The organism is Pseudomonas sp. FG-3G, assembly GCF_901007645.1.
Lineage (GTDB): Bacteria > Pseudomonadota > Gammaproteobacteria > Pseudomonadales > Pseudomonadaceae > Aquipseudomonas > Aquipseudomonas rhizophila.
The window spans coordinates 82,528-103,432 of sequence record NZ_CAAKGZ010000020.1 but is presented as its reverse complement, the minus strand read 5'-3'; the positions used below and the strand labels follow the sequence as shown (position 1 = coordinate 103,432).

At 59.7% G+C, this 20,905-nt stretch carries 19 protein-coding genes; 9 read left to right on the top strand and 10 right to left on the bottom strand.

Translation table 11 applies throughout. The features are described from left to right. The first annotated feature begins 1 nt into the window (after position 1). The 4 genes from PSEUDOMOFG3G_RS10210 to leuD all read left to right on the top strand — a co-directional run bounded on the left by PSEUDOMOFG3G_RS10210 (position 2) and on the right by leuD (position 3,966). Positions 2-736, top strand: a complete 735-nt coding sequence (locus PSEUDOMOFG3G_RS10210) for an ABC transporter substrate-binding protein (protein WP_139049850.1) — start codon at positions 2-4, stop codon at positions 734-736. Between the two features lie 129 nt (positions 737-865). Further along, positions 866-1,705: a glutathione-dependent disulfide-bond oxidoreductase gene (gene yghU, locus PSEUDOMOFG3G_RS10205; RefSeq protein ID WP_139049849.1), complete on the top strand. Its 840-nt coding sequence runs from the start codon at positions 866-868 to the stop codon at positions 1,703-1,705. Between the two features lie 229 nt (positions 1,706-1,934). Further along, a complete protein-coding gene (leuC, locus tag PSEUDOMOFG3G_RS10200; protein ID WP_047225610.1) occupies positions 1,935-3,356 on the top strand; it encodes a 3-isopropylmalate dehydratase large subunit in 1,422 nt (473 codons plus the stop codon). A gap of 1 nt (position 3,357) precedes the next feature. Next, on the top strand, positions 3,358-3,966 hold the full coding sequence (leuD, locus tag PSEUDOMOFG3G_RS10195; RefSeq protein WP_047225609.1) for a 3-isopropylmalate dehydratase small subunit: 609 nt from the start codon (positions 3,358-3,360) through the stop codon (positions 3,964-3,966). A 43-nt stretch (positions 3,967-4,009) separates the two neighbouring features. On the opposite strand, the gene PSEUDOMOFG3G_RS10190 is transcribed toward leuD, so the two are convergent. From PSEUDOMOFG3G_RS10190 to PSEUDOMOFG3G_RS10180, 3 genes are all read right to left on the bottom strand, one after another. Beyond that, positions 4,010-4,951, bottom strand: a complete 942-nt coding sequence (locus tag PSEUDOMOFG3G_RS10190) for a LysR substrate-binding domain-containing protein (protein WP_257220733.1) — start codon at positions 4,949-4,951, stop codon at positions 4,010-4,012. 193 nt (positions 4,952-5,144) lie between these two features. Continuing rightward, complete coding sequence (locus PSEUDOMOFG3G_RS10185) at positions 5,145-6,152, bottom strand: TRAP transporter substrate-binding protein (protein WP_139049847.1); 1,008 nt, start codon at positions 6,150-6,152, stop codon at positions 5,145-5,147. 119 nt (positions 6,153-6,271) lie between these two features. Continuing rightward, complete coding sequence (locus tag PSEUDOMOFG3G_RS10180; RefSeq protein ID WP_047225606.1) at positions 6,272-7,192, bottom strand: LysR family transcriptional regulator; 921 nt, start codon at positions 7,190-7,192, stop codon at positions 6,272-6,274. 182 nt (positions 7,193-7,374) lie between these two features. Between PSEUDOMOFG3G_RS10180 and PSEUDOMOFG3G_RS10175 the strand changes: the two genes are divergently transcribed. From PSEUDOMOFG3G_RS10175 to PSEUDOMOFG3G_RS10160, 4 genes are all read left to right on the top strand, one after another. Continuing rightward, the gene (locus PSEUDOMOFG3G_RS10175; RefSeq protein WP_139049846.1) at positions 7,375-8,577 is read left to right on the top strand and encodes a CaiB/BaiF CoA-transferase family protein; all 1,203 of its coding nucleotides are present in this window, start codon (positions 7,375-7,377) and stop codon (positions 8,575-8,577) included. Positions 8,578-8,634: 57 nt separating this feature from the next. Next, complete coding sequence (locus PSEUDOMOFG3G_RS10170) at positions 8,635-9,549, top strand: hydroxymethylglutaryl-CoA lyase (protein WP_047225604.1); 915 nt, start codon at positions 8,635-8,637, stop codon at positions 9,547-9,549. A gap of 286 nt (positions 9,550-9,835) precedes the next feature. Further along, the gene (locus tag PSEUDOMOFG3G_RS10165) at positions 9,836-10,291 is read left to right on the top strand and encodes a (2Fe-2S)-binding protein (RefSeq protein WP_139049845.1); all 456 of its coding nucleotides are present in this window, start codon (positions 9,836-9,838) and stop codon (positions 10,289-10,291) included. Positions 10,292-10,333: 42 nt separating this feature from the next. Beyond that, entirely contained in the window at positions 10,334-12,469 is a 2,136-nt protein-coding gene (locus PSEUDOMOFG3G_RS10160; RefSeq protein WP_139049844.1) for a xanthine dehydrogenase family protein molybdopterin-binding subunit, read from the top strand. Between the two features lie 11 nt (positions 12,470-12,480). Here the strand turns inward: PSEUDOMOFG3G_RS10160 and PSEUDOMOFG3G_RS10155 are convergent, their stop codons facing one another. Further along, positions 12,481-13,389, bottom strand: a complete 909-nt coding sequence (locus tag PSEUDOMOFG3G_RS10155; protein WP_047225601.1) for a LysR family transcriptional regulator — start codon at positions 13,387-13,389, stop codon at positions 12,481-12,483. Positions 13,390-13,619: 230 nt separating this feature from the next. Between PSEUDOMOFG3G_RS10155 and PSEUDOMOFG3G_RS10150 the strand changes: the two genes are divergently transcribed. Continuing rightward, positions 13,620-14,114 (top strand): DoxX family protein, encoded by a 495-nt coding sequence (locus PSEUDOMOFG3G_RS10150; RefSeq protein ID WP_047225600.1) that lies wholly within the window; start codon positions 13,620-13,622, stop codon positions 14,112-14,114. 84 nt (positions 14,115-14,198) lie between these two features. Here the strand turns inward: PSEUDOMOFG3G_RS10150 and PSEUDOMOFG3G_RS10145 are convergent, their stop codons facing one another. From PSEUDOMOFG3G_RS10145 to PSEUDOMOFG3G_RS10120, 6 genes are all read right to left on the bottom strand, one after another. Then, positions 14,199-15,416, bottom strand: coding sequence for a lipase family protein (locus tag PSEUDOMOFG3G_RS10145; protein WP_257220709.1), 1,218 nt, complete (start codon positions 15,414-15,416; stop codon positions 14,199-14,201). Between the two features lie 156 nt (positions 15,417-15,572). Next, positions 15,573-16,577, bottom strand: a complete 1,005-nt coding sequence (locus PSEUDOMOFG3G_RS10140) for an alpha/beta hydrolase fold domain-containing protein (RefSeq protein WP_139049842.1) — start codon at positions 16,575-16,577, stop codon at positions 15,573-15,575. 79 nt (positions 16,578-16,656) lie between these two features. Then, positions 16,657-16,971: a DUF4387 family protein gene (locus PSEUDOMOFG3G_RS10135; RefSeq protein WP_139049841.1), complete on the bottom strand. Its 315-nt coding sequence runs from the start codon at positions 16,969-16,971 to the stop codon at positions 16,657-16,659. Position 16,972: 1 nt separating this feature from the next. Then, the gene (locus PSEUDOMOFG3G_RS10130) at positions 16,973-18,340 is read right to left on the bottom strand and encodes an acyclic terpene utilization AtuA family protein (protein ID WP_139049840.1); all 1,368 of its coding nucleotides are present in this window, start codon (positions 18,338-18,340) and stop codon (positions 16,973-16,975) included. After that, entirely contained in the window at positions 18,337-19,365 is a 1,029-nt protein-coding gene (locus tag PSEUDOMOFG3G_RS10125; protein ID WP_139049839.1) for a phosphoglycerate dehydrogenase, read from the bottom strand. Before PSEUDOMOFG3G_RS10125 ends, PSEUDOMOFG3G_RS10130 begins: the two co-directional genes overlap by 4 nt. A gap of 53 nt (positions 19,366-19,418) precedes the next feature. Then, on the bottom strand, positions 19,419-20,816 hold the full coding sequence (locus PSEUDOMOFG3G_RS10120; RefSeq protein WP_257220708.1) for an OprD family porin: 1,398 nt from the start codon (positions 20,814-20,816) through the stop codon (positions 19,419-19,421). Between the last annotated feature and the right edge of the window lie 89 nt (positions 20,817-20,905).

The following is a 20,905-nucleotide window of genomic DNA, read 5'->3' as shown; positions in this document are numbered from 1 at the left end:
TATGCACTATCGTCTGATGCTCTGCTCGTGCTTGCTCCTGGCCTTGATCAGCGTGAAAAGTCACGCCGAGGCGATCGAAGTCGTGACCGAAGACTCGTTATACGCCTACCTGCGTGAAGGCGCGCTCGTCGGCCCGGGCACTCGAATAGCCGACGAAACCTTGAGAGGCGCAGGGATCAGCGATTACCGCATGTTGCTGTACCCATGGGCACGCGCTTACGAAAAAGCGCTGCATGAACCCAATGTGATGATCTTCCCGCTCGATCGCACCCCGGCCCGTGAGCAGATGTTCAAGTGGGTGGGTGAAATCCATCGGGCGACGACCAAGCTTTACAAGCTGCGTGGACGTGACGGCATCGCCGTTGACAACCTTGAAGACGCCAAGCAGTACACCATAGGCGTGGTGCGCAATGACGCCAAGCAGGTTTACCTGCAGCAGAAAGGCTTTACCCGGCTGGTGGTATCGGCGGACAACCACGATAACTTTCAGAAACTGTTGAATCAGCAGATTCAGTTGCTGCCGATGCCCGAGAATACTGCGCGCCTGATGAGCAAAGATGCACAAGTGGATTTCACCACGCTGGAGGAGGTCTTTTCCCTGGATGAACAACCCCACCGCGTTCACATGGCGTTTAGCCTGAGCACCCCAGACGAAATCGTCACCCGGGCTCAACAGGCTTTCGCGACGCTCAAGGCTTCAGGTGAAGTGGATCGGATCATGACTGAAGAGCGTTAGCAGGTGAACGTAATACTTGTCGCGCAGGCGGGGTGATTTGCTGACGCTGACCCTCCTATGGCAGGCTTGGGCCAGAGCTTTTTTCCGCGGTTCACGCGGTCACTGCAAGTCGGCAATGAGGCCCCTCCCATGAGCAAAGCGCCCTATGTACCGCCCAGAGTCTGGAAATACAACGCCCCGTCTGGCGGCCAGTTCGCCAACATCAATCGCCCTATCGCCGGGCCGACCCATGAAAAAGTATTGCCAGTGGGCGAACATCCGCTGCAGCTCTATTCACTGGCCACGCCCAATGGCGTGAAGGTGACCATCCTGCTGGAGGAGCTGTTGGCGCTGGGGCACACCGGCGCCGAATATGACGCCTGGCTGATTCGCATCAACGAGGGCGACCAGTTCTCCAGTGGCTTTGTCCAGATCAACCCGAACTCCAAGATCCCGGCGTTGCTCGATCGCAGCGTGGAGCCGGCGATCCGGGTTTTCGAGTCCGGTTCGATCCTGCTGTACCTGGCGGAAAAGTTCGGCGCCTTCCTGCCCACCGACCCGGCCGGGCGCACCGAAACCCTGAACTGGCTGTTCTGGCAAATGGGCGCAGCCCCCTATCTGGGCGGAGGCTTCGGGCATTTCTATGCTTACGCGCCCGATAAACTTGAGTACCCCATCAATCGTTTCACCATGGAAGCCAAACGCCAGCTCGACGTCCTGAATCGCCGTCTTGGCGAAAGCCAATACCTGGCCGCAGACAGCTACACCATCGCCGATATCGCGGTCTGGCCCTGGTATGGTCAATTGGTGCGCGACAACGTGTACTCGGCTGCCGAGTTCCTGGCTGCCCACGAATATACCCATGTGCAACGCTGGGCCGAGGAGATCGCCAATCGACCGGCAGTGATCCGGGGGCAACGAGTGAACCGCACGTGGGGTGATGAAGCGAGCCAAGTGCCGGAGCGGCATCGGGCTGAGGATCTGGATTGAAGGGGCCGGGCCGGTCTTTTCCTGTCAGCACCGGATAGCAACCGCGGTGGGCCGGGCGCTATCCGAATCGCTGACCGCCGCGCGGATTAAACACGAATCGTGAATCGATGATTGACTTTTCAGCCATTGAACCTGCAATCACATTCCCTATGCTGGCATGACTGCTCATTGAGCGCGGCGCATCGTGAGGCCCTCCCGGCGCGCCTTCCGATCACTCGCGAGAACCGTCATGAAAGGCCCCAGAACGCTCTACCAGAAGCATATAGATGCCCACACCGTCTGTACGCTGGACGACCATGGCCATGTGTTGCTCTACATCGACCGCCAGGTCGCCAACGAATACACCAGCCCCCAGGCCTTCAGCGGCTTGAGAGAGGCGAACAGAACGGTATGGCGCCCGTCATCAACGTTGTGCGTGGTCGATCACGTCAACCCGACCGCGCCTGATCGCGTCGCGGCCATGCCGGATGCGGGTGGCGCGCTTCAGGTTTCTTACTTCGAGCAGAACTGTCGAGACTTCGGAATCGAGTTGTTCGATGTCCTGGACAAGCGACAAGGCATTGAGCACGTGGTTGCCCCTGAGCAAGGCTTCATTCTTCCCGGGATGGTCGTGGCCGCAGGTGATAGCCACACAACGACCTATGGCGCGCTGGGCGCCTTTGGTTTTGGTATCGGCACTTCGGAAATTGAACACCTGCTCGCCACACAGACGTTGGTCTATAAACGTCTGAAGACCCTGCGCGTGAATGTGCACGGGCGGATGGGCGCAGGCGTCACCTCCAAAGACATCATCATGGCCTTGATCCGCGACATCGGTGCGTCCGGTGCGACGGGCTACGCCATCGAATTCTCCGGCCCCACCATTGAGTCCCTCAGCGTCGAAGCGCGCATGACCATCTGCAACATGGCCGTAGAGGCCGGTGCCCGTGGGGCTTTCATGGCGCCGGACGAAAAGGTGTACGCCTACCTCAAAGACAAACCGCGAGCCCCGAAAGGGGCGCTATGGGAGCAGGCTGTCGAGAAATGGAAAACGCTTTATTCCGACCCTGGAGCGCATTTCGACAAGGAAGTCGAACTCGATGCCAGCGCGTTGGAGCCGATGGTGACTTGGGGAACCAGCCCTGACCAGGCCGCGCCGATTGGTGAGTGCGTACCGGATCCGCGCCTGGAGAGCGACCTGATCCGCAGGCAGGACCTGCAGCGTGCACTGCGCTACATGGGCCTTGAGCCGGGAACCCGACTGGCCGGGGTGCCGATCAGTCACGCCTTTATCGGCTCCTGTACCAACGCACGCATCGAGGATCTGCGCGATGTCGCGCGCATCGTTCGGGGTCGCAAAGTAGCGGCGAGCGTGCGCGCGATGATCGTACCGGGCTCCACACGGGTACGTGATCAGGCGCAAGCGGAGGGGCTGGCGCAGATCTTCAAGGATGCCGGCTTCGAATGGCGCCAGTCCGGCTGCTCGATGTGCCTGGCGATGAATGATGATGTGCTGTCGCCGGGTGATCGCTGTGCCTCCAGTACCAACCGAAATTTCGAGGGCCGTCAGGGCGCCGGAGCAAGAACTCACCTCATGAGCCCGGCGATGGTCGCCGCCGCAGCGATTTGCGGCCATCTCACCGACGTTCGTCAACTGTCCATGGAGAGCTGAAATGCAGCCATTCACCATCGTTCGCGGTATCGCCGCACCGCTGCCCGCCGCGAATGTGGACACCGACGTCATCATGCCCAAGCAGTTCCTCAAGGGCATCGATCGCAATGGGCTGGACCGCGGGGTCTTCTTTGACTTGCGTTTCCTGGCCGATGGCGTCCCCAATCCGGCGTTCATTCTCAATCAGGCCCCTTGGGATCACGCCAGTTTCCTGATCACCGGACCTAATTTCGGTTGTGGTTCCAGCCGCGAGCACGCGGTCTGGGGGCTGAAGCAATTGGGTATACGCGCACTGATCGGCACGAGTTTCGCTGGTATTTTCTACGACAACTGCCAGCGCAATGGTGTTCTTCTCATTCAATTGAAGGAGCCAGAACAGCAGGAGATCAGCCATCTCGTTGGGTCACCTGAAAACTCGCAGATCACGATCGATCTGCATGCCCAGCAGATTCACCTTAAAACCGGAAAGATGATTGGGTTCGAGATGGACCCCTTGCGTAAAAAAGCGCTGCTGGAAGGTCTCGATGCGATTGGTACAACGCTTGAGCACACGTCACGAATCCGCGACTTCGAGGCACTGCACCATCGTTTGAACCCCTGGCTTGCCTGAGCCTCGAGCGAACAAGGGCCTGCGTAGCCGGCCAGAACCGCCGTCAGGCGCGGGCCGTCTCCGGTAGCCGCAGCCTTTTCAAATAGCTCTCCAGAAACTCCACGCACACGCGAAGTTTGGCCGAATCCGCCAGTCTGGTCGGATACACCGCCCAGACGTTCGCGCTTTGGGTGTAATCGGGCAACACGCGGACCAGCTTGCCTTGATCCAACAGTGGCTGAACATCCCACAACGACCGCAGAAGCACCCCGCGCCCAGCCAAGGCCCATTGCAGTACGATTTCTCCGCTGTTGGATGACAATCTGCTGCTGACCCGTACAACCTCATCGCGGTGGGCCTGATTCAAATGCCACACACCGAATGGATTGTTCCGCTCCTTCAGGACCAGACAATCATGATGAGCAAGATCCTTGAGAGTGATCGGGACCCCTCTCCGCTCCAGGTAATCCGGTGTGGCACAGAGCACTCGGTGGTTACTGAGCAGCTTGCGGCTGATGTGATGGCCCGGCAAGTCGTCACCCACGCGGATCTCCAGATCAAAGCCTTCGGCAACGATGTCTACCACGCGGTCGAACACATCCAGCCGCACCTCCAGTTCCGGGTAGATCGATGACAACTCTGCAATCGCAGGGGCAACATGATTGCGCCCAAAACCGAAGCTGCTGCAAATGTGCAGCAGGCCACGAGGGGCTTGGCGAATCTCGGTGAGCTCGCCAACGAAATCATCCATGTCGTCGAGAAAGCGAATCGCCCAGCGCTGGGTTTTTTCTCCCGCTTCAGTCAGCGCAATGCGTCGAGTGGTGCGATGCAAAAGCCGCGTGCGCAATGTCTGCTCGAGCACGCGAATCCGTTTGCTCACGAAGGCCGGCGAGAGCCCAAGCTCATCCGCGGCACCGGCAAAGCTGGATTTGCGAATGACGGTCAGGAAGACCCGAAGGTCCTCCGGCAGAGGCGTTTGAACACGAAATGTGTTTTCTGGTGTCATGACTGCCCGGCCTGCTCCACTTTTTGCGAAGGATAGCATCTACTGACCCGCCCCCCGTCAGCTCATACCCAACCCGTTCGGCAGCCCCGGGGAGATGGCCGGGATGTAAGTGGTCACGATCAGAACCAGCAGCAAGGCAAACTTCGAGAGACGCCTTCGGCCACCCCGAATGGGCGACCGTGGCTGGGGAACTTCAGTTGGATTGGTTGGCCGCCTGGGCCGCTTCGATCAGTTCGGTACCGATCTGCGTTTCGAAGGCTTTCCAGGCAGGACGCACGGCATCGCGCCAGGCATCACGTTGCTGCGGAGTCAGGCTGATGATCTCGCTCTTGCCCGAATCGATGATGCCCTGCTTGGCCTTCTGATTGAGCACCTCGGCCTGCTTGTTCACTTCGACAGTGACCTCATCGATGATCTGCTCCAGCTCATCGCGTACATCTGCCGGCAAACCATTCCAGAATTTGGTGTTGGCGATCAGCAGGTAGTTGCCGATGGCATGGTTGGACTCGGTCATGTACTTCTGCACTTCATAGTATTTCTGGGAATAGATGTTCGACCAGGGGTTGTCCTGAGCATTCACCACCCCCGTCTGCAGGCCCTGGTAGATCTCGGCGAACGCCATCTTGCGCGGCACTGCGCGCAATGCGCTGTATTGCGCGGCCTGCAGGTCAGAGGGCTGCACGCGGAACTTCTGCCCGCGGGCATCACTTGGCTTGACCAGCGGCTTGTTCGCGGTCAACTGGCGCATACCGTTGAGCCAGTAGGCCAGCCCGGTGATGCCCTTGCCTTCCATTGACCTGAGCAGCGCCTTGCCTTTGTCCGACTGTTGAAAGCGCTGCGCTGCCGCCACGTCGTCGAACAGGAACATCAAGTCGAACAACTGCAATTGCTTGGTGTACTGCTCCAGTTTCGAGGGTGCCGGCGCCAACATCTGCACCTCACCCAGCAGCAACGCTTCCATCTCCTTGCCATCGCCGTACAACGACGAATTGGAGTAGACCTGCACTTCGACTTTACCCGGCAGGCGCTCCTCCACCAACTTCTTGAACATCAGGGCGCCCTGCCCCTTGGGCGTGCTGTCGGCGGTGATGTGGGAGAACTTGATCAGAATCGGCTCGGCGGCCTGGACAGACAACGCACCGACCAGGGCAAAGCTGGCAAGCACCCCGGTCAGGCAACGACGCACGGATGGATACTTCATGGTGAGCTCCTATTGTTTTTGTTCGAGCGTTGGGGACGTATCCCCCTCAGTCCGTTTGGACTCTACCCCCCGTCCCTACGCCACTGAAATTCATATTTGAACAATGCTGCCTTCGGCTTTCACGAAGGCTCGACCATGGAAGCTTCCCGTTGTTCGCTGCTCATCAGGTGTTCGAGCATCTGGCGTGCCGTCATCGACAGCGCTTCCAGGCTGCGCACGGCAATCTTCAACTCGCGACGCGCCCAGGGATCGTCCAGCGCAATGACCTGCACATCGAGCGCCGGCAGATAGGTCCGCACGGCAAGCTCCGGCAGGATGCCGATCCCCATGCCGGTGTGGATCATCCGGCAAATGGCTTCGAAGCTGCGCACCTGGATACGCAGGCGCAATGGCGTGCCCAAATGACGCGCTGCCTGCTGCAGCAGGCCGTGCAACGAGGCGTCCTGCTGCAACCCGATGAAGTCGTAGCTGACCGCTTCGTGCAGGCTGATGCGGCTGCGCTCGGCCAGCGGATGCGCGCGTGGAGTGACCAGCACCAACCGATCGTGGCGGTAGTTGAACACCTGCAGCTCGTCGGCGGGCACATGGCCGGCAAAAATGCCGATATCGGTAAGCCCTTCGCGCACCGCACGGATGGCTTCGCTGCTGACCCGCTCTTCCAGATCGATTTTGACCTGCGGGTGCAACCGGGTAAAAGCACTGAGGTCCTCGGGCAAGAATTCGATCACCGCCGAGGTGTTGGCGTGAATGCGCACATGCCCCTTGACCCCCTCGCTGAACTCGCTGAGGTCGGCATTCATCTGCGCAAGGTTGTCCATCATATTGCGCGCGTGATGCAGCAGCGCATGCCCGGCCGGCGTCAGTTCGACGCCCTTGGGCTGGCGGTAGAGCAAGGCGATTCCCAGCTGGTTTTCCAGGTCGCTGACCCGTTTGCTCACCGCCGCCAGGGCCAGGTGCTCGCGCTCGGCGGCCTTGGTCAGGCTGCGCTCATCGGCGATGGCGACAAACAGCTTGAGGGTGACGAAATCGATACGACGCATAGGCGCGGCCTCCTGTCAGTCGTGTATCACGACGTGCAGCACGATGAAGAACAGTTTCAAGGTTCTCACAGGTGGTACTTCGCAGGATACGAAGCCTGGCTTGGTCATTGATCAATTGTTCAGTCCATGGGCCTGAGCCATCCTGCCTGACAAAGAACAGCGCACGACCCAAAGGTGCAGACATGACAGAACAACACGCAAGCAGCATGGCGCTGCAAGGCCTGAAGGTCCTGGAGATGGGCCAACTGATCGCCGGCCCGTTCGCCAGCAAGATGCTCGGTGAGTTTGGTGCCCAGGTGATCAAGATCGAGCCGCCGGGTGTTGGCGACCCGCTGCGCAAGTGGCGCAAGCTCAAGGACGGCACCTCGCTCTGGTGGCATGTGCAGTCACGCAACAAGCAGTCGTTGACCCTCAACCTGAAAGCAGCGGAAGGTCAGGAGATTGTCCGCCGGCTGGTGGCCGAAGCCGATGTACTGGTCGAGAACTTTCGCCCCGGCACCCTGGAAAGTTGGGGACTGGGCTGGGACACGCTGTCGAAGATCAACCCGCGCCTGATCATGCTGCGCATCTCCGGCTACGGGCAGACCGGTCCCTATCGCGACCGCCCCGGCTTCGGTGTCATCGGCGAGGCCATGGGCGGCCTGCGCCACCTCACCGGTTATCCGGGTCAGGCACCGGTACGGGTCGGCATCAGCCTGGGCGATTCGTTGTCTTCCCTGTATGGGGTCATCGGCGTGCTTCTTGCTTTGCAGGAGCGCCAGAACAGCGGCATGGGCCAGTTCATTGACGTGGCGCTGTACGAATCGGTGTTTGCGATGATGGAAAGCCTGGTGCCGGAGTACGACGCCTGCGGGTACATTCGCGAGCCCGCCGGCAGCGCTCTGCCGGGTATCACCCCGTCCAACTCCTACCCCTGCAACGACGGGCATTTCGTACTGATTGCCGGCAATGGCGACAGTATCTACAAACGATTGATGCACCTGATCGGCCGCCCGGATCTGGCCGAGGACCCGCGCCTGGCGCATAACGACGGACGCGGCGAACATGCCGAGCGCATCGATGCGGCCATCGCCGAGTGGACCCGGCAACGCGACCGGGACCAGGTCCTGGAAGCACTGAATCAGGCGTTGGTGCCGGCCGGTTTCCCCTACACCGCCGCCGATATCGTCAAGGACCCGCACTACCTCGCCCGCCAGATGATCGAGACCGTGCAGACCAGCGCCGGCGCGCTGAAAGTGCCGGGTGTACTGCCCAAACTCAGCCGCACCCCAGGGCGTCTCGGCGCCGGCGGCCCGCAATTGGGCGAGCACACCGACGACCTGCTGGCCGGTCTGGGCCTGAGCGGCGAACAGGTCCGCGGCCTGCGCGAGCGCGGCATCATCTGAACAAGGGCGCGCCTGCAAACAGCTTGCGCCCCCTCACCGTTACCCGGAGACCCCCCCATGAGCAAACGCCTGTACATCCAGGAAGTCGTCACCCGCGACGGCTTCCAGAGCGAAGCCCAGTTCATCCCCAGCGAAGACAAGATCGCCCTGATCGATCGCCTGGCACAAACCGGTCTGGCGAAGATCGAAGTCACCTCCTTCACCTCGCCCAAGGCGATCCCCAGCCTGCGCGATGCCGAAGCGGTGATGCGCGGCATCCGTCGCGTGCCAGGAGTGGAATACAGCGTGCTGGTGCCCAATGTGAAGGGCTGTGAGCGGGCATTGGCCTGCGAGGTTGACGAGATCAACCTGGTGATGTCGGCCAGCGACAGCCACGGCGTGGCCAACCTGCGCATGACTGCCGAACAATCGCTCGAGCAGTTCCGCCAGATCATTGCCGTCAGCCAGGGTAGCGGCGTGTTCATCAATGCCTCGTTGTCGACCGCCTTCGGCTGCCCGTTCGAGGGCCAGGTCGCCGAAGCGCGGGTCCACGGGCTGATCCAACGCTTGCTGGACATTGGCGTGCAGGGCGTGACCTTGTGTGACACCACTGGCATGGCCGATCCGGCGCAGGTCGCGCGCATCTGCCGTGAAGCCCTGGCGCGCTGGCCGCAGACCCCGTTTACCCTGCACTTTCACAACACCCGAGGCATGGGACTGGCCAATGCCCTGGCGGCACTGGACGCCGGTATTGATCGTTTCGATGCCTCGCTCGGAGGGCTGGGCGGCTGCCCCTATGCACCTGGCGCCAGCGGTAATATTTGCAGCGAAGATCTGGTGCACATGTTCCAACGCATGGGCCTGGACACCGGTGTCGACCTGGACAAACTGCTGGCGGCGGCGGCCACCCTGCCATCGCTGGTCGGCCACCCGGTGCCAGGGGCAATCCTCAAGGCCGGCAAGTCCGACCGACGCTATGCAAAAGCTCAATAGATACCAAGCCGGTAGCCTCGGGCCGAGGCTACCGCGCCGATAGTCGAGCGCCTCACCGCCCCCTCCAGAATCGGCCGATATTGTTATTGCGCCCTGCACAGACCATTCAAATCTGCTGGCTTTATAGCCGGAGCAGCTGCCTTGTAAGCTCCCTCTCAATCCCTCTTGGCGACAAACCCGGTGAGTGATTGCCGATGATCGATCCGGTTTGAGCGCGCCGGTATCCGTCGCCATCGGTGTCTTCAATGTCGCCACGGATCTTCTCTTCGCAGACTGGGAGTCAACGATGAAGCTACAGGTCAATGAACGCGAACTGGAGGTGGATGCGCCCGCCGATATGCCGCTGTTATGGGTCATTCGAGACCTCATGAACATGACCGGCACCAAGTTCGGTTGCGGTATGGGCCTATGTGGCGCCTGCACCGTGCATATCGACGGCTCGCCCCAGCGCAGTTGCATCACGCCGGTCGGCGCCCTGGCCGGTAAAAAAATCACCACTATCGAAGGGCTGTCAGCCGATATCAGCCATCCGGTTCAGCGTGCCTGGACCGAACTGGATGTGGTCCAGTGCGGCTATTGCCAGTCCGGTCAGATCATGGCCGCCGCTGCATTGCTGGCCAGCAACCCTGCCCCCACCGACGCCGACATCGATCAGGCCATGGCCGGCAATCTATGTCGTTGCGGTACGTACCAGCGCATTCGTTTGGCAATCCACCGGGCCGCCGAACTGAGCAAAGCCTGACCCCATTCTCTCAGCCACCTTTCAGCCAGGGAGTGCTCTGCAATGAATGCCATGATTGTCTCTTCTCGTCGCAGTTTTCTTAAGTCTGGCACCGTGCTCGGCACTGGCCTGATTGTCGGTTTCACGGTGCCCGCTGGCAGACGCCTGATGGCGCAAGACCTGGAGTCCGCCGAATTCGCGCCCAATGCATTTCTGCGCATAGCCGCGGATGACAGCATCACCATTTTCCTGGCCCATTCCGAGATGGGTCAGGGGGTCTGGACCACCCTGACCCTGCTCATCGCCGAAGAACTGGACGCGGACTGGAGCACACTCAAGGTCGAGCATGCGCCGGCTGCCGCCGTCTATGCCAGTCTGCGGCGTGGGTTTCAGGGCACGGTCGGCTCTTCCAGCATTCGTGATGAGTTCGAGCGTTATCGCCGGGCGGGCGCAATGGCGCGGGCGCTGTTGATCCAGGCAGCGGCCATTCGTCTTGGCCAGGCACCCAGCGCATTGCGCACAGAACATGGCGAGGTCATCGCCGGCAACACCCGTCTGCGCTATGGCGAACTGGCCGAACAGGCCGCCACGCTGCCGTCGCCGGATCCGGCGACGCTGCCCCTGAAAGATCCGGCAGCCTGGACGCTCATCGGCAAGGGCGCCCTACGGCTGGACTCGCCAGAAAAGATCAGCGGTCGCGCGAAGTATGGCATCGACATCCAGTTCGAAGGATTGCTCTGCGCCGTGGTTGCACGGGCGCCGATGCTCGGCGGCAGCGTCCGCGCCTTCGATGCGACCCAGGCCAAGGCCCTGCCCGGCGTACGCCATGTGGTTCAGGTCCCCAGCGGCATTGCGGTCGTCGCTGATCACTACTGGGCGGCCAAGCGCGGGCGCGATGCGCTGCAAGTGCAATGGGAGGCTGCAAGCGGCACCGTCATCCTCGACAGCGACCAGCAACGCCAGGATTTAACCGCCCTGACCCACACAGAGGGTGAAGTCGTCACGCAACGCGGCGAGGTGGAGCAAGCCCTGAAGTCTGCCCGCAGGGTAGTCGAGATGGCGTACAGCGTGCCCTACCTCGCGCACGCCACAATGGAGCCACTCAACTGCACCGTGAAGCTCAGCGACGATGGCTGTGACATCTGGGTCGGCAGCCAGATGCAAACGTTCAATCAACGAACCGCGGCAAGGATCACCGGTCTTGCCCCTGAGCAAATCCGTATTCACACCACCTTCCTGGGCGGCGGTTTTGGCAGGCGTGCTCTGCAGGATTTCATCGCCGAAGCGGTGGAAGTCGCCAAGGCTGTGAATGTGCCGGTGAAAACCCTCTGGAGCCGCGAGGATGATATGCAGGGTGGTTACTACCGGGCAGCCTTCGCCCAACACCTGCGCGTTGCCTTGGGGGCGGACGGGCGACCGGAGGCCTGGTCGCAAACCACGGCGGGGCAATCGATATTTCCGGATGCGTCGGGCATTCACCCGACGTCTGTCGAAGGCATGAGCGACTCGCCCTACATCATGCGCAGCCCGGCCTATCGGGTCGAAGCGCACGCCCCTCGGTCGAACATTCCGGTATGGTATTGGCGCTCCGTTGGACACAGCCACAACGCGTTCGTCATGGAGAGCGCGGTGGATGAGCTGGCACACGCCGCCGGACAGGACCCACTGGCGTATCGCCGCCTGCTGCTTGAATCGGACCCACGGCACCTGGGCGTGTTGAACCTTGCCGCCGAACGCTTCGGTTGGGGGCGCACGCCAGCACCGGGACGCGGCCACGGCCTCGCCGTGCATCAGTCATTTGGCAGCTACTGTGCTCAAGCGGTGGAGGTTTCCATCGAAGGTGGGAATATCCGCGTTCATCGCGTGGTGTGCGCGATCGACTGTGGCATCCCGGTCAACCCTGACAACATCAAGGCACAGATGGAAAGCGCTATTGTCTTCGGCCTCAGCGCAGCGCTGTTCGGGCAGATGAGCATCAAGGAGGGTCGTATCCAACAGTCCAACTTTCACGATTACCGGGTGCTGCGCATCAACGAAATGCCGCAGATCGAGGCGCATGTGCTGCCCAGCACCGAGAGCCCTGGCGGTGTAGGCGAACCCGCAACGCCCCCCATCGCTGCGGCCGTGGCCAACGCGGTCTTCGCCCTGACGGGTCAACGCTTGCGCGAACTGCCGTTGCGTCCATCGAGCAGTACATGAAGCGAAGGCCTTCAGGTTAGCGGGCCAAAGCGTTCGGCATACAGGGCGCTCACCCACTCGACAAACACCTTGAGTCGTGGAGAGAGCTGGCGATGATAGGGATACAACACCGAAACCGGGAGTCCGGGACTGGGCCAGTCACCGAGAACCTCGACCAACTCCCCTGACGCCAGGTATTGCTCCACGCGAAAGCGCGGCACCTGGATCAGTCCACAGCCGTTCAACGCACAGCAGCAGTAAGACTCGGCGTCATTCACTGAAATCCAGCCCCCCGGCTCCAGCTCGACCACTTGGCCGTCAATGACAAAGGTGAACGGGTAACGTATGTCATGATTGCTGGCAAAGAAGCCCACGGCCTGATGTTCAGCAAGCTGCTGTGGAAACATAGGCGTGCCGTGTTCGGCCAGATAGCCGGGGCTGGCACAGACCACTTCAGGCATCAACGCCAGCCGCTTGGCCACCAGCGACGAATCACGCGGGTTACCTGCACGGACCACGCAATCGACGCCTTCGCTCACCAGATCCACCAGCCGGTCGCCGCAGCTGATGACCAGGTTGATTTGGGGATAGCGCCGATGAAAATCCTGGATGTTCGGCAGGATGATCCGAGTCGCATGGGTCCCGTGCAAATCCAGACGCAAAGTGCCGCGCGGATTCGCCACGACCGTGCTGAGTGAAGACTCGGCGTCCTCCAGATCTGCGAGCACAGCCTTGCATCGCTCATAGAAGGCCTGGCCGTCGAGTGTCGGCCGCACCCGCCGGGTTGTACGCTCGAGCAGACGCGCACCGAGCTGCCGCTCCAGCTCCTTGATGGCCAGCGTAGCTGTGGCCCGCGGGATATTCAGACCGTTGGCGGCACGAGTAAAACTGCCTTGCTCGATGATGCGAATGAACAGTTGCAAGGCATCGAATTTATCCATCGTGTGACGCCCTTTTATTGGTGAGAGATGAACAGTCTTACCCGCGATGCCTGACTAATCCACCCCATCGAAGCAATCAGTATCACTTTCACGACGGTGCAAGGTCCAGCGTGGGCCGATTGTTTATGGGAGGTGAATGGTCATGGCAGCCCCGTCGATTTATCCATCGCCAGGAAGACACCACACTGTCCTCGTCAACCTTTTAATAAACGACCCAGGACATCATTCAGATGAAACCGACATCTCACGCTCCCAATGCTGAACAGCCCTCGAAGCTGGTCGTCCCGGCCCTGGGTATTTTTTATCAATGGGGCGAGCCTCTCGCCTATGCAATGCTCCGGTTATGCCTGGGGATCATCATGGTGACCCATGGCTTGCCCAAGCTGTTGGGAACTTCACACGGCTCGATGGCGGATCCCATGGCGGGTTCGATTCACTTGATCGCAAACGTCCTGCACCTGCCATTCCCCGCGCTATTGGGCCTGTTCGTCGCCTGGCTTGAAGGTTTGGGTGGGTTGCTGCTGGCGCTAGGGTTGGCCACCCGGCCATTGGCGGTGGCGATGGCCATACAGATGGCGGCGATCGCTTACATCCTTGGCCCGAACTGGCCCTGGATAGACCGTGGCATCGAATACCCGGTATTGATGGGCTTTCTTTTCACTTATATCGCCTTCAAGGGGGCCGGTCGTCACTCACTGGACCGCCTATGGGGGCGTGAATTCTGACGCCTTCGCAGCGCTTATCGACCGGCATCGGCTGACAGTCGATAAGGATGGCGGTTAGATGATGAGCGAAGGATTCACCCGTGTTCAATCATCGTTGAATGGAGCGCTCGGATCCCTTTCACCCGGCGCCCCAGGTCGCTGGATCGTGGCGCAGTTCGAATCATAGCCCTGCCCCTCGAGTTGGGCGCGTGCAAACGCAAACGCTTCATTCAACGAGCCGTGCATCACCCCGTCATGCCCCAATCCTTCATAGGTTTGCCAGGTGACCTGGTTTCCAGCCGCGCACAGCGCCGCCGCCACCGCATACTGTCGTACCGGGGTGATGGTCTCATCGGCCTGGCCGGTGGCAATCAGCAATGGAAAAGCGATCGTTGCCTGGGGCATATCGGTCGTGGGCGTGCGCAGAGCGCTCAACGCTTGCGCACTGATGGTCAGCAACTGCGAAAACGAACCGATTTTCAGCTCCCGCGACTTGAGGGCAATTTCCCGCGTACAGCTTTGCCGGGCAACGTCGAGAAGCTGCAGCCCTTCAGGCGTCAGTAGGTCGTCTATTCGGGGTGCGTTGTCGCGTAACCCGCCAGTGGCCAACGACAGGAAGATCGTATTGGAATGGCGCGCCTCAAGCGCGATGGGCCCGTCGGGGAATGTACTATTGGGCGCTGTGATAACCGCACCGAGAATATTGAGTTCAGGTGCATAGCTGGCGGCGAGTATCGACGCGCCCAGAGCGGCGCCGCCCCCCTGGGACTGCCCCGCCAGGATCGTGCGGTTGGCAATCACACCGGGCTTGAGTGCGCGAGCGGCACGAACTGCATCCAGGACAGAGCTGCCTTCGGCCTGCCAGACCGTATACGGGTGAGGCCCTGGCCCCCCCAAACCTTGATAGTCAGTTGCCACGACGGCGAATCCGCGCTCCAGCCAACGATTGATGTACGCAGCGTCACGCGCTCTGAACCCGGTCCACGAGGGCGCGCATATGTCGGCGATCCCCAGCGTACCGTGGGCCCAGGCCAAGAGCGGCCAACCTTCAGACGGAGCAGGACCGCTCGGCATGAACAGCGTGCCGCTGATAGGCACCTGGCCTGAGTGCCAACGCTGGTCCGTGGAACTGTAGAGCATGCGTATGGTTTGCGCCGCTGCTGGCACCCGCTCCTGCGGTTTGAGCGTTTCGCTCCTCAGCAAGACACCGGGAACAGTGGGCATTGGGTCCTGCCAGCGATAAAACGCAGAAAGCTCCATATCACCTGCGGCACGCCCGACCGGAAGTTCACCGGCAGCCATTGCGCTGAACGCAAGGGTCATGATGCTCCCAAGACAGATCCGCGTCACAAGTGAAGAAGCAAGGGTTCGAAGAATCAGCATTTAGCGTTCGCCTCATGATGAAGAAGGCCCCAGCACAATGGTCTGGAGGCCACGAGAGTCAGTGTTCAGGATCAGGATGACTGGCCGGACGGCGCACTACGCCAGTGCCTGACGCAACGCAGTGGCTTGGGTAAAAATCACATCCCGTACGACAGGTGCAACTTCATTGAATCGCAGGAACCCGTGGGTCATGTTCGCAAGGACTTCCAGGTGCGTCGCCACACCGGCAGCGTGCAACTTAACCGCCAGCTCACAGTTTTCGTCGTACAACGGATCAAGGTTTCCGACGATCAAGCGCACAGGCGGGAGTCCAGCCAGATCAGCGGTGATCGGCTGCACCCGCCAGTCATCTTCATCCTCGGCCAGGTAGCTCGCCCAGTAAGCATTCATCGTTTTGGCAGACAAGTTCTGCCCGCCATACCCACCGAGTCTCTGCCACGAATCGGAAGAAACACCTCGGGAATAGGAGCCGTAGAACAGCATCAACTGTCGCAACGTATCCATTCCAGCGTCGCGCAGCGCAAGGGCGGCGCCCAGGGCCAGGTTGGCGCCCGCCGAGTCGCCACCCAGGGCATACCCGCGCACCGGACAATGAGTGATTGTCCCCAGGTTGATGACCCTGCTGACTATCGACACCACCTCGTTAAACGCCACTGGAAAACGGTACTCCGGCGAGAGGGCATAGCCGATGGACAACACCGCCAAGCCGCTGTCACGCACCAACTGGCGCAGAGGAGCGTCCCAATCGGCGAGTGCTCCGTGTCGAAACCCGCCGCCGTGACAATAGAACAGCAGCAAGGGCGTCTCATCGTCTTGCGGCCAATACAGCTTGCACGGAACAACCCGACAATTGACCGAAAACTCCAACATGCGCTCGCAGGACAAAGGCACGCTGGGTCGCGACGCCCATGCGCTGATTCGTTGCAACTGCGCGCGAACCTTCTGAATCTCTCCTTCGACGACAGGAAGCAGACCCAGTTGGCGTAACGTCGCCGCGACGCCGATGAGGTCTGGATGAACCTCGTTCGGATCGACGAGCACCCCGTCTGTCCCCTCGCCGCCCACTTTCGGGTTTTCGCACTTCCCACCGAGCCTGGACATCGCCACCTCTGATTATCGGTTGTCTGGCGCCACGCTGAACAATGGCGCCATTAGGACCTGCCTTGATTGGCGCTGATGATTAATCGGATTCCAGGAGCGCGTCCCTCACCATGAAGGCCCATTGCGCACCGTGCATATCACGATCCTGCAGAGCCCCCTGTATTACGGGGCGCGGTAGGCTGATCTTGATCACATTCAATGCATCGATCCGAAACACGCTGATCGACTCGACGGTCCGGCGAAAGAGCTGAGCAATGGCCGGCGCTTGCAGTTTCGGTTCGCCCGCCAGCCGGGCAAAAACATCCGAGTCCTGACAAAACACATCAATGGTCAAAGAGAAGGGGCCGGCGTTCTTGGAGCGAATTTCGTAGCCGAGTGCTTCCATGGTATTCATCTCACGCCGCCTCAATGGTTTTCATGTCAAATCGAAAAGGTGCCAACGGATTCGCCACGACCATCACATGGCTGAGCACGAACTCATAAACCACTCCCCGATCCATCGAGGCTGGAGAGAATGGAAACGCATGGGTGGGCAGGTCTTTGTCACCTGGCAACGGGAAGTGCAACAGGTAAGGATTGAGCAAAGCGACGATGTCTTTCGTGCGCTCGGCCGTTGCGGAAGTCGCCAGGGCCATGACGCCTATTTCCACTGGGGTGGCGGATCGCGACTCAAAGTCCCCCAACGCCGCGTTCTTGCCAATCGCGCGAAACTGCAGGTCGTACTCGCCCGATCCGATGTTCAGATGTTTTTCTATTCGCTGGCGCATCACCGAATCGAGACAGGCGAGCCATTCATCGAAGCGCTCAAGGTACTCGGTGTCCCGGACAATACTCATGACAACCGATTGAAACCCGCAAGGCGCCGCACCTTCCAGCTTGACGGTGTAGTCTTCACTGGGTTTCCAGATCGAGCCTTCTACCCGCACCGTTCGCTCGTCGATCGCGGTGTACACAGCCCCCTCGACATCCAGCACACCACCCGGCTCGACGAGCACGTAGGGATTGCTGTTCTCATAGAGCATGTGAGCCATCACCGATCGTGGCGTAAGCCGGGCCCCCTCACCAATCGCCTCGATGGTGAATCCCGTTTCGTCAATGGTTGCCATGACCACGGCCTGGGCGGGTGTGGTGGTACAGGACGCGCCACATTCTAGAATCTTCCCGGCGTGCCAGGCGGCCCCTGGATGTCCCCCTCGCATGATCGGGAGCGACGCCATGACGGCGGTGTCCGTGGAGCGACCGGCCAGGATGATGTCCGCGCCTTCCTGGAGCGCATGAATGAAGGGTTCCACGCCCATGAGCGCGACTATTCGAGAACAGCGATCCACCAAGGCATCATCAATAAAATCAAGCTGCAGCGGTTTGATCCGTTTCTCCAAAAGTGCTGTTTTCACAGCACTTGCTGGCTGCTCGCTGTAGATGCCCGCGATACGTACGGTCTGCCCCAGCTCTGCCGCGACCTCCTCACAGAGCCCGCGCATCAAATCGACACCCGCGTCGGAACCACAGGTTCCGCAGCTGCCAATGATGAGCGGGATCCCCAGCTTTTCCCGGGCCTGCATGAAGACCCGAAGCTCTGCGCGCAATATCGAAGCAGAAGACTTTGTCGTGCCCGTACCGAGATAGTGCGGACCCGAGTCGGTGGACCCCGCATCCATTGCAATCACATCGGGACATTCCAGAAGCGCCTTCTCAAACGCATCTCTCGGGAATCCGGTGCCGATTGCACCCGTTGGTGTAAGCACCTTGATCTTGACGTTCATGTATTTTCCTTTGCAACGGTATGTCGACGGCCGTCTGCGATGACACAGTGCCCAGGCGGGCTCCGCCCTTCCAGGACCGCCACCACACACTGGGCTGCAATTAAATTGGTGCGATTCAAGCCTTCCACCGTAGAGGCGCCGGCATGGGGGGTCACGACCACATTGGGAAGTTTGATGAGCTGCTCTGTCACTGCCGACAGTGAAGGGTCGGACTCGCTTTCGAACACATCGAGTCCTGCCCCGGCGATGTCTTGCTGTTGCAGGGCTTTCAACAGATCCGCGTCGCGCACCAGGCCACCTCGGGCGGTATTGATCAGCACGGCGCCAGCTTTCATCGACTTTAAAGCGCGGCGGTCAATCATTCCCCGGGTCTGCGGGTTAAGGGGGGCATGAAGCGTAATGAAGTCACTTTCCTGAAACAGGGTCTCCAGATCTACAAAGCAGCTTTGCCCCCCGTTGGCTTTTTGTGAACTGTCTGGGCGAGGGGCATAAATCAGGGGTTTGACTTCGAACCCGGCGAGGCGCAGCAAGACGCCTTTGCCGATTCTGCCCAATCCAACGATTCCGACCGTTTTGCGATACAGGTCACCGCCCAAGGGAATGCTCCAGTCGTTGGCAGACAGCCCCGCCTGACATTGTTTTAGCTTGCGACACACCGCGAGCATCAGTGCAATCGTATGGTCAGCGACACTTGCATCATTTCCACCGACGGCGATCGTTGCGACCTTTCCGGCCGCTTCCACCGCCGCCGTATCAATGCGCTCATACCCCACGCCACGGCGGGAGATCACCTTGAGCCGAGGGAGCGAACCGAGCAGGCTGGCCGTCACATTGGCGTGCCCTAAAATCCACCCATCAGCGTCAACCAGGAGGTCGATCAATTGCCGCTCACTCAAACTCCCGTCGGCAACTCCCGGCGCAAGTTCTGCAATGATGACTTCGCAACCGCAATGCTTGAGAAAATCAAGGGTCGCCGAATCAAAAAAACGCTGAGTGACGACCACCCGATGACGAAGTTTAGGCATCGCCCACCTCTCGACTTAGTTTGAACAACCCGAATTCCATGAACACACTCCAGTCAAAACGCATAATCCAGATACACCCGGGCTTCTGAGCCATTGACAACGTTATTCGGCTGGGCGGAAACAAGCGCAACAAAATCCTGGTCGATTCTGTAGTCGATATAAATCAATCCCACGGAAAGGCCGGCGTATTCTTTGTCATCGAACCGATAATAAACGCGGTATTCGTTTTGCCTTTCCCAAACATCCGTCTTCTGACCACTGAACGGGTTCACGGCGTCAAAGTTTCCCTGCTTATAGAGCGCCATGACTTTAAACCCGTCCAATGACGCCCCCAAGAGTGAAATACCGCTCAGGTCGTACTCGGCCCCTAGCTGCCAGGTTACTTCACCATGATTGTTGAAATCGTTGCCGGAACGGGTCCACGCATCCATTCTCCCGTCCACGTTATCCGCGTGATCGAAGTAGGCGTAGCCAAGGTTGCCATTACTCAGTTCGGCGTGTGTCTCGGAGAAAGAAACACCCAGGCGCAACTTATCGAGCAATAAACCAAGATTGACGTTTAACCACGTGGCCTCTTTATCATAGGCCGCGTCACCGGCGGACCAATCTTGCTCCCACAGCCGTCCCGCTTTTTGGAACTGATAATACTGGGTGTCTAAAATGACCCCTGCCGTTTCACCGATAGGTGCCTGCAGGGTCAAGCCATAACGGGTATTTTCATTGAAGTCCTTTGACACACCACGGGCATAGCTCAACTCAACGGCTTTTAGATCGTAGGTGACCCCATAGGTGTAGACGTTGCTTATGTCCTCACCCGACTGGCTTAGCAGCTTTCCGAACGCCTGCCTGTCCCGCGGAGAACTTCGATCGATATAAGCTGCTTCGAAAGCCATCGTTCCGGGTAGCGGGCCGATGCCCACGTCAGTCAGGTTGAAATGGGCTCGCGCGCCCTGATAGGAACCCGGCACGAGTCGCGTGTCATTGCTGACCAGGGTGCCCGCGTCAAATCGGCCTCGGCCTATTTGTGAGTCTGCGTTCCATCCCTCGCCGACGTGGCGCAACTTCAAGTAACTTTGCCCGACTTTTGCAAAGCCACCGTTAGAACCATCGTCATTATCAAACAAGTCACGGCTGTCCTGCTCGGAATCGATCATTGCCACGCCGTACAGGGACGCATCAAAGCCGACAACGCCGCCCCAGTAGTTAGAGTTGTAATCCAGGATCGCGCCGACCCCTACCCCACCCAACTCCGAGCCGGTCGAGAACCCGCCGAAGCGGTCTTCAATCAGGTCGTTGGATATTCGCGTATTGATGTACGCGGATCGAAGATAAGCATTCAACTTGCCTTCATGCTGAAATCTATCCGGATAACTGATACTCGCAGAAAAACAACTGCCCGATGCAAACAGCGTAGCGAGATATGTCATTGCGACGGCTTTAGTCGATTTCATGATCACCTCAATTATTATTTTTATTTTCTCAATGAGCAGGCGTGAGCTGGCACTGCTTTAAACAAGCAGGGCAGAAATACAGGTGGATC

Excerpts from the sequence above, each read along its gene's own strand:
- PSEUDOMOFG3G_RS10210 (WP_139049850.1), top strand. The coding sequence starts at position 2 with ATGCACTATCGTCTGATGCTCTGCTCGTGCTTGCTCCTGGCCTTGATC.
- yghU (WP_139049849.1), top strand. The coding sequence starts at position 866 with ATGAGCAAAGCGCCCTATGTACCGCCCAGAGTCTGGAAATACAACGCC.
- leuC (WP_047225610.1), top strand. The coding sequence starts at position 1,935 with ATGAAAGGCCCCAGAACGCTCTACCAGAAGCATATAGATGCCCACACC.
- leuD (WP_047225609.1), top strand. The coding sequence starts at position 3,358 with ATGCAGCCATTCACCATCGTTCGCGGTATCGCCGCACCGCTGCCCGCC.
- PSEUDOMOFG3G_RS10190 (WP_257220733.1), bottom strand. The coding sequence starts at position 4,951 with ATGACACCAGAAAACACATTTCGTGTTCAAACGCCTCTGCCGGAGGAC.
- PSEUDOMOFG3G_RS10185 (WP_139049847.1), bottom strand. The coding sequence starts at position 6,152 with ATGAAGTATCCATCCGTGCGTCGTTGCCTGACCGGGGTGCTTGCCAGC.
- PSEUDOMOFG3G_RS10180 (WP_047225606.1), bottom strand. The coding sequence starts at position 7,192 with ATGCGTCGTATCGATTTCGTCACCCTCAAGCTGTTTGTCGCCATCGCC.
- PSEUDOMOFG3G_RS10175 (WP_139049846.1), top strand. The coding sequence starts at position 7,375 with ATGACAGAACAACACGCAAGCAGCATGGCGCTGCAAGGCCTGAAGGTC.
- PSEUDOMOFG3G_RS10170 (WP_047225604.1), top strand. The coding sequence starts at position 8,635 with ATGAGCAAACGCCTGTACATCCAGGAAGTCGTCACCCGCGACGGCTTC.
- PSEUDOMOFG3G_RS10165 (WP_139049845.1), top strand. The coding sequence starts at position 9,836 with ATGAAGCTACAGGTCAATGAACGCGAACTGGAGGTGGATGCGCCCGCC.
- PSEUDOMOFG3G_RS10160 (WP_139049844.1), top strand. The coding sequence starts at position 10,334 with ATGAATGCCATGATTGTCTCTTCTCGTCGCAGTTTTCTTAAGTCTGGC.
- PSEUDOMOFG3G_RS10155 (WP_047225601.1), bottom strand. The coding sequence starts at position 13,389 with ATGGATAAATTCGATGCCTTGCAACTGTTCATTCGCATCATCGAGCAA.
- PSEUDOMOFG3G_RS10150 (WP_047225600.1), top strand. The coding sequence starts at position 13,620 with ATGAAACCGACATCTCACGCTCCCAATGCTGAACAGCCCTCGAAGCTG.
- PSEUDOMOFG3G_RS10145 (WP_257220709.1), bottom strand. The coding sequence starts at position 15,416 with ATGACCCTTGCGTTCAGCGCAATGGCTGCCGGTGAACTTCCGGTCGGG.
- PSEUDOMOFG3G_RS10140 (WP_139049842.1), bottom strand. The coding sequence starts at position 16,577 with ATGTCCAGGCTCGGTGGGAAGTGCGAAAACCCGAAAGTGGGCGGCGAG.
- PSEUDOMOFG3G_RS10135 (WP_139049841.1), bottom strand. The coding sequence starts at position 16,971 with ATGAATACCATGGAAGCACTCGGCTACGAAATTCGCTCCAAGAACGCC.
- PSEUDOMOFG3G_RS10130 (WP_139049840.1), bottom strand. The coding sequence starts at position 18,340 with ATGAACGTCAAGATCAAGGTGCTTACACCAACGGGTGCAATCGGCACC.
- PSEUDOMOFG3G_RS10125 (WP_139049839.1), bottom strand. The coding sequence starts at position 19,365 with ATGCCTAAACTTCGTCATCGGGTGGTCGTCACTCAGCGTTTTTTTGAT.
- PSEUDOMOFG3G_RS10120 (WP_257220708.1), bottom strand. The coding sequence starts at position 20,816 with ATGAAATCGACTAAAGCCGTCGCAATGACATATCTCGCTACGCTGTTT.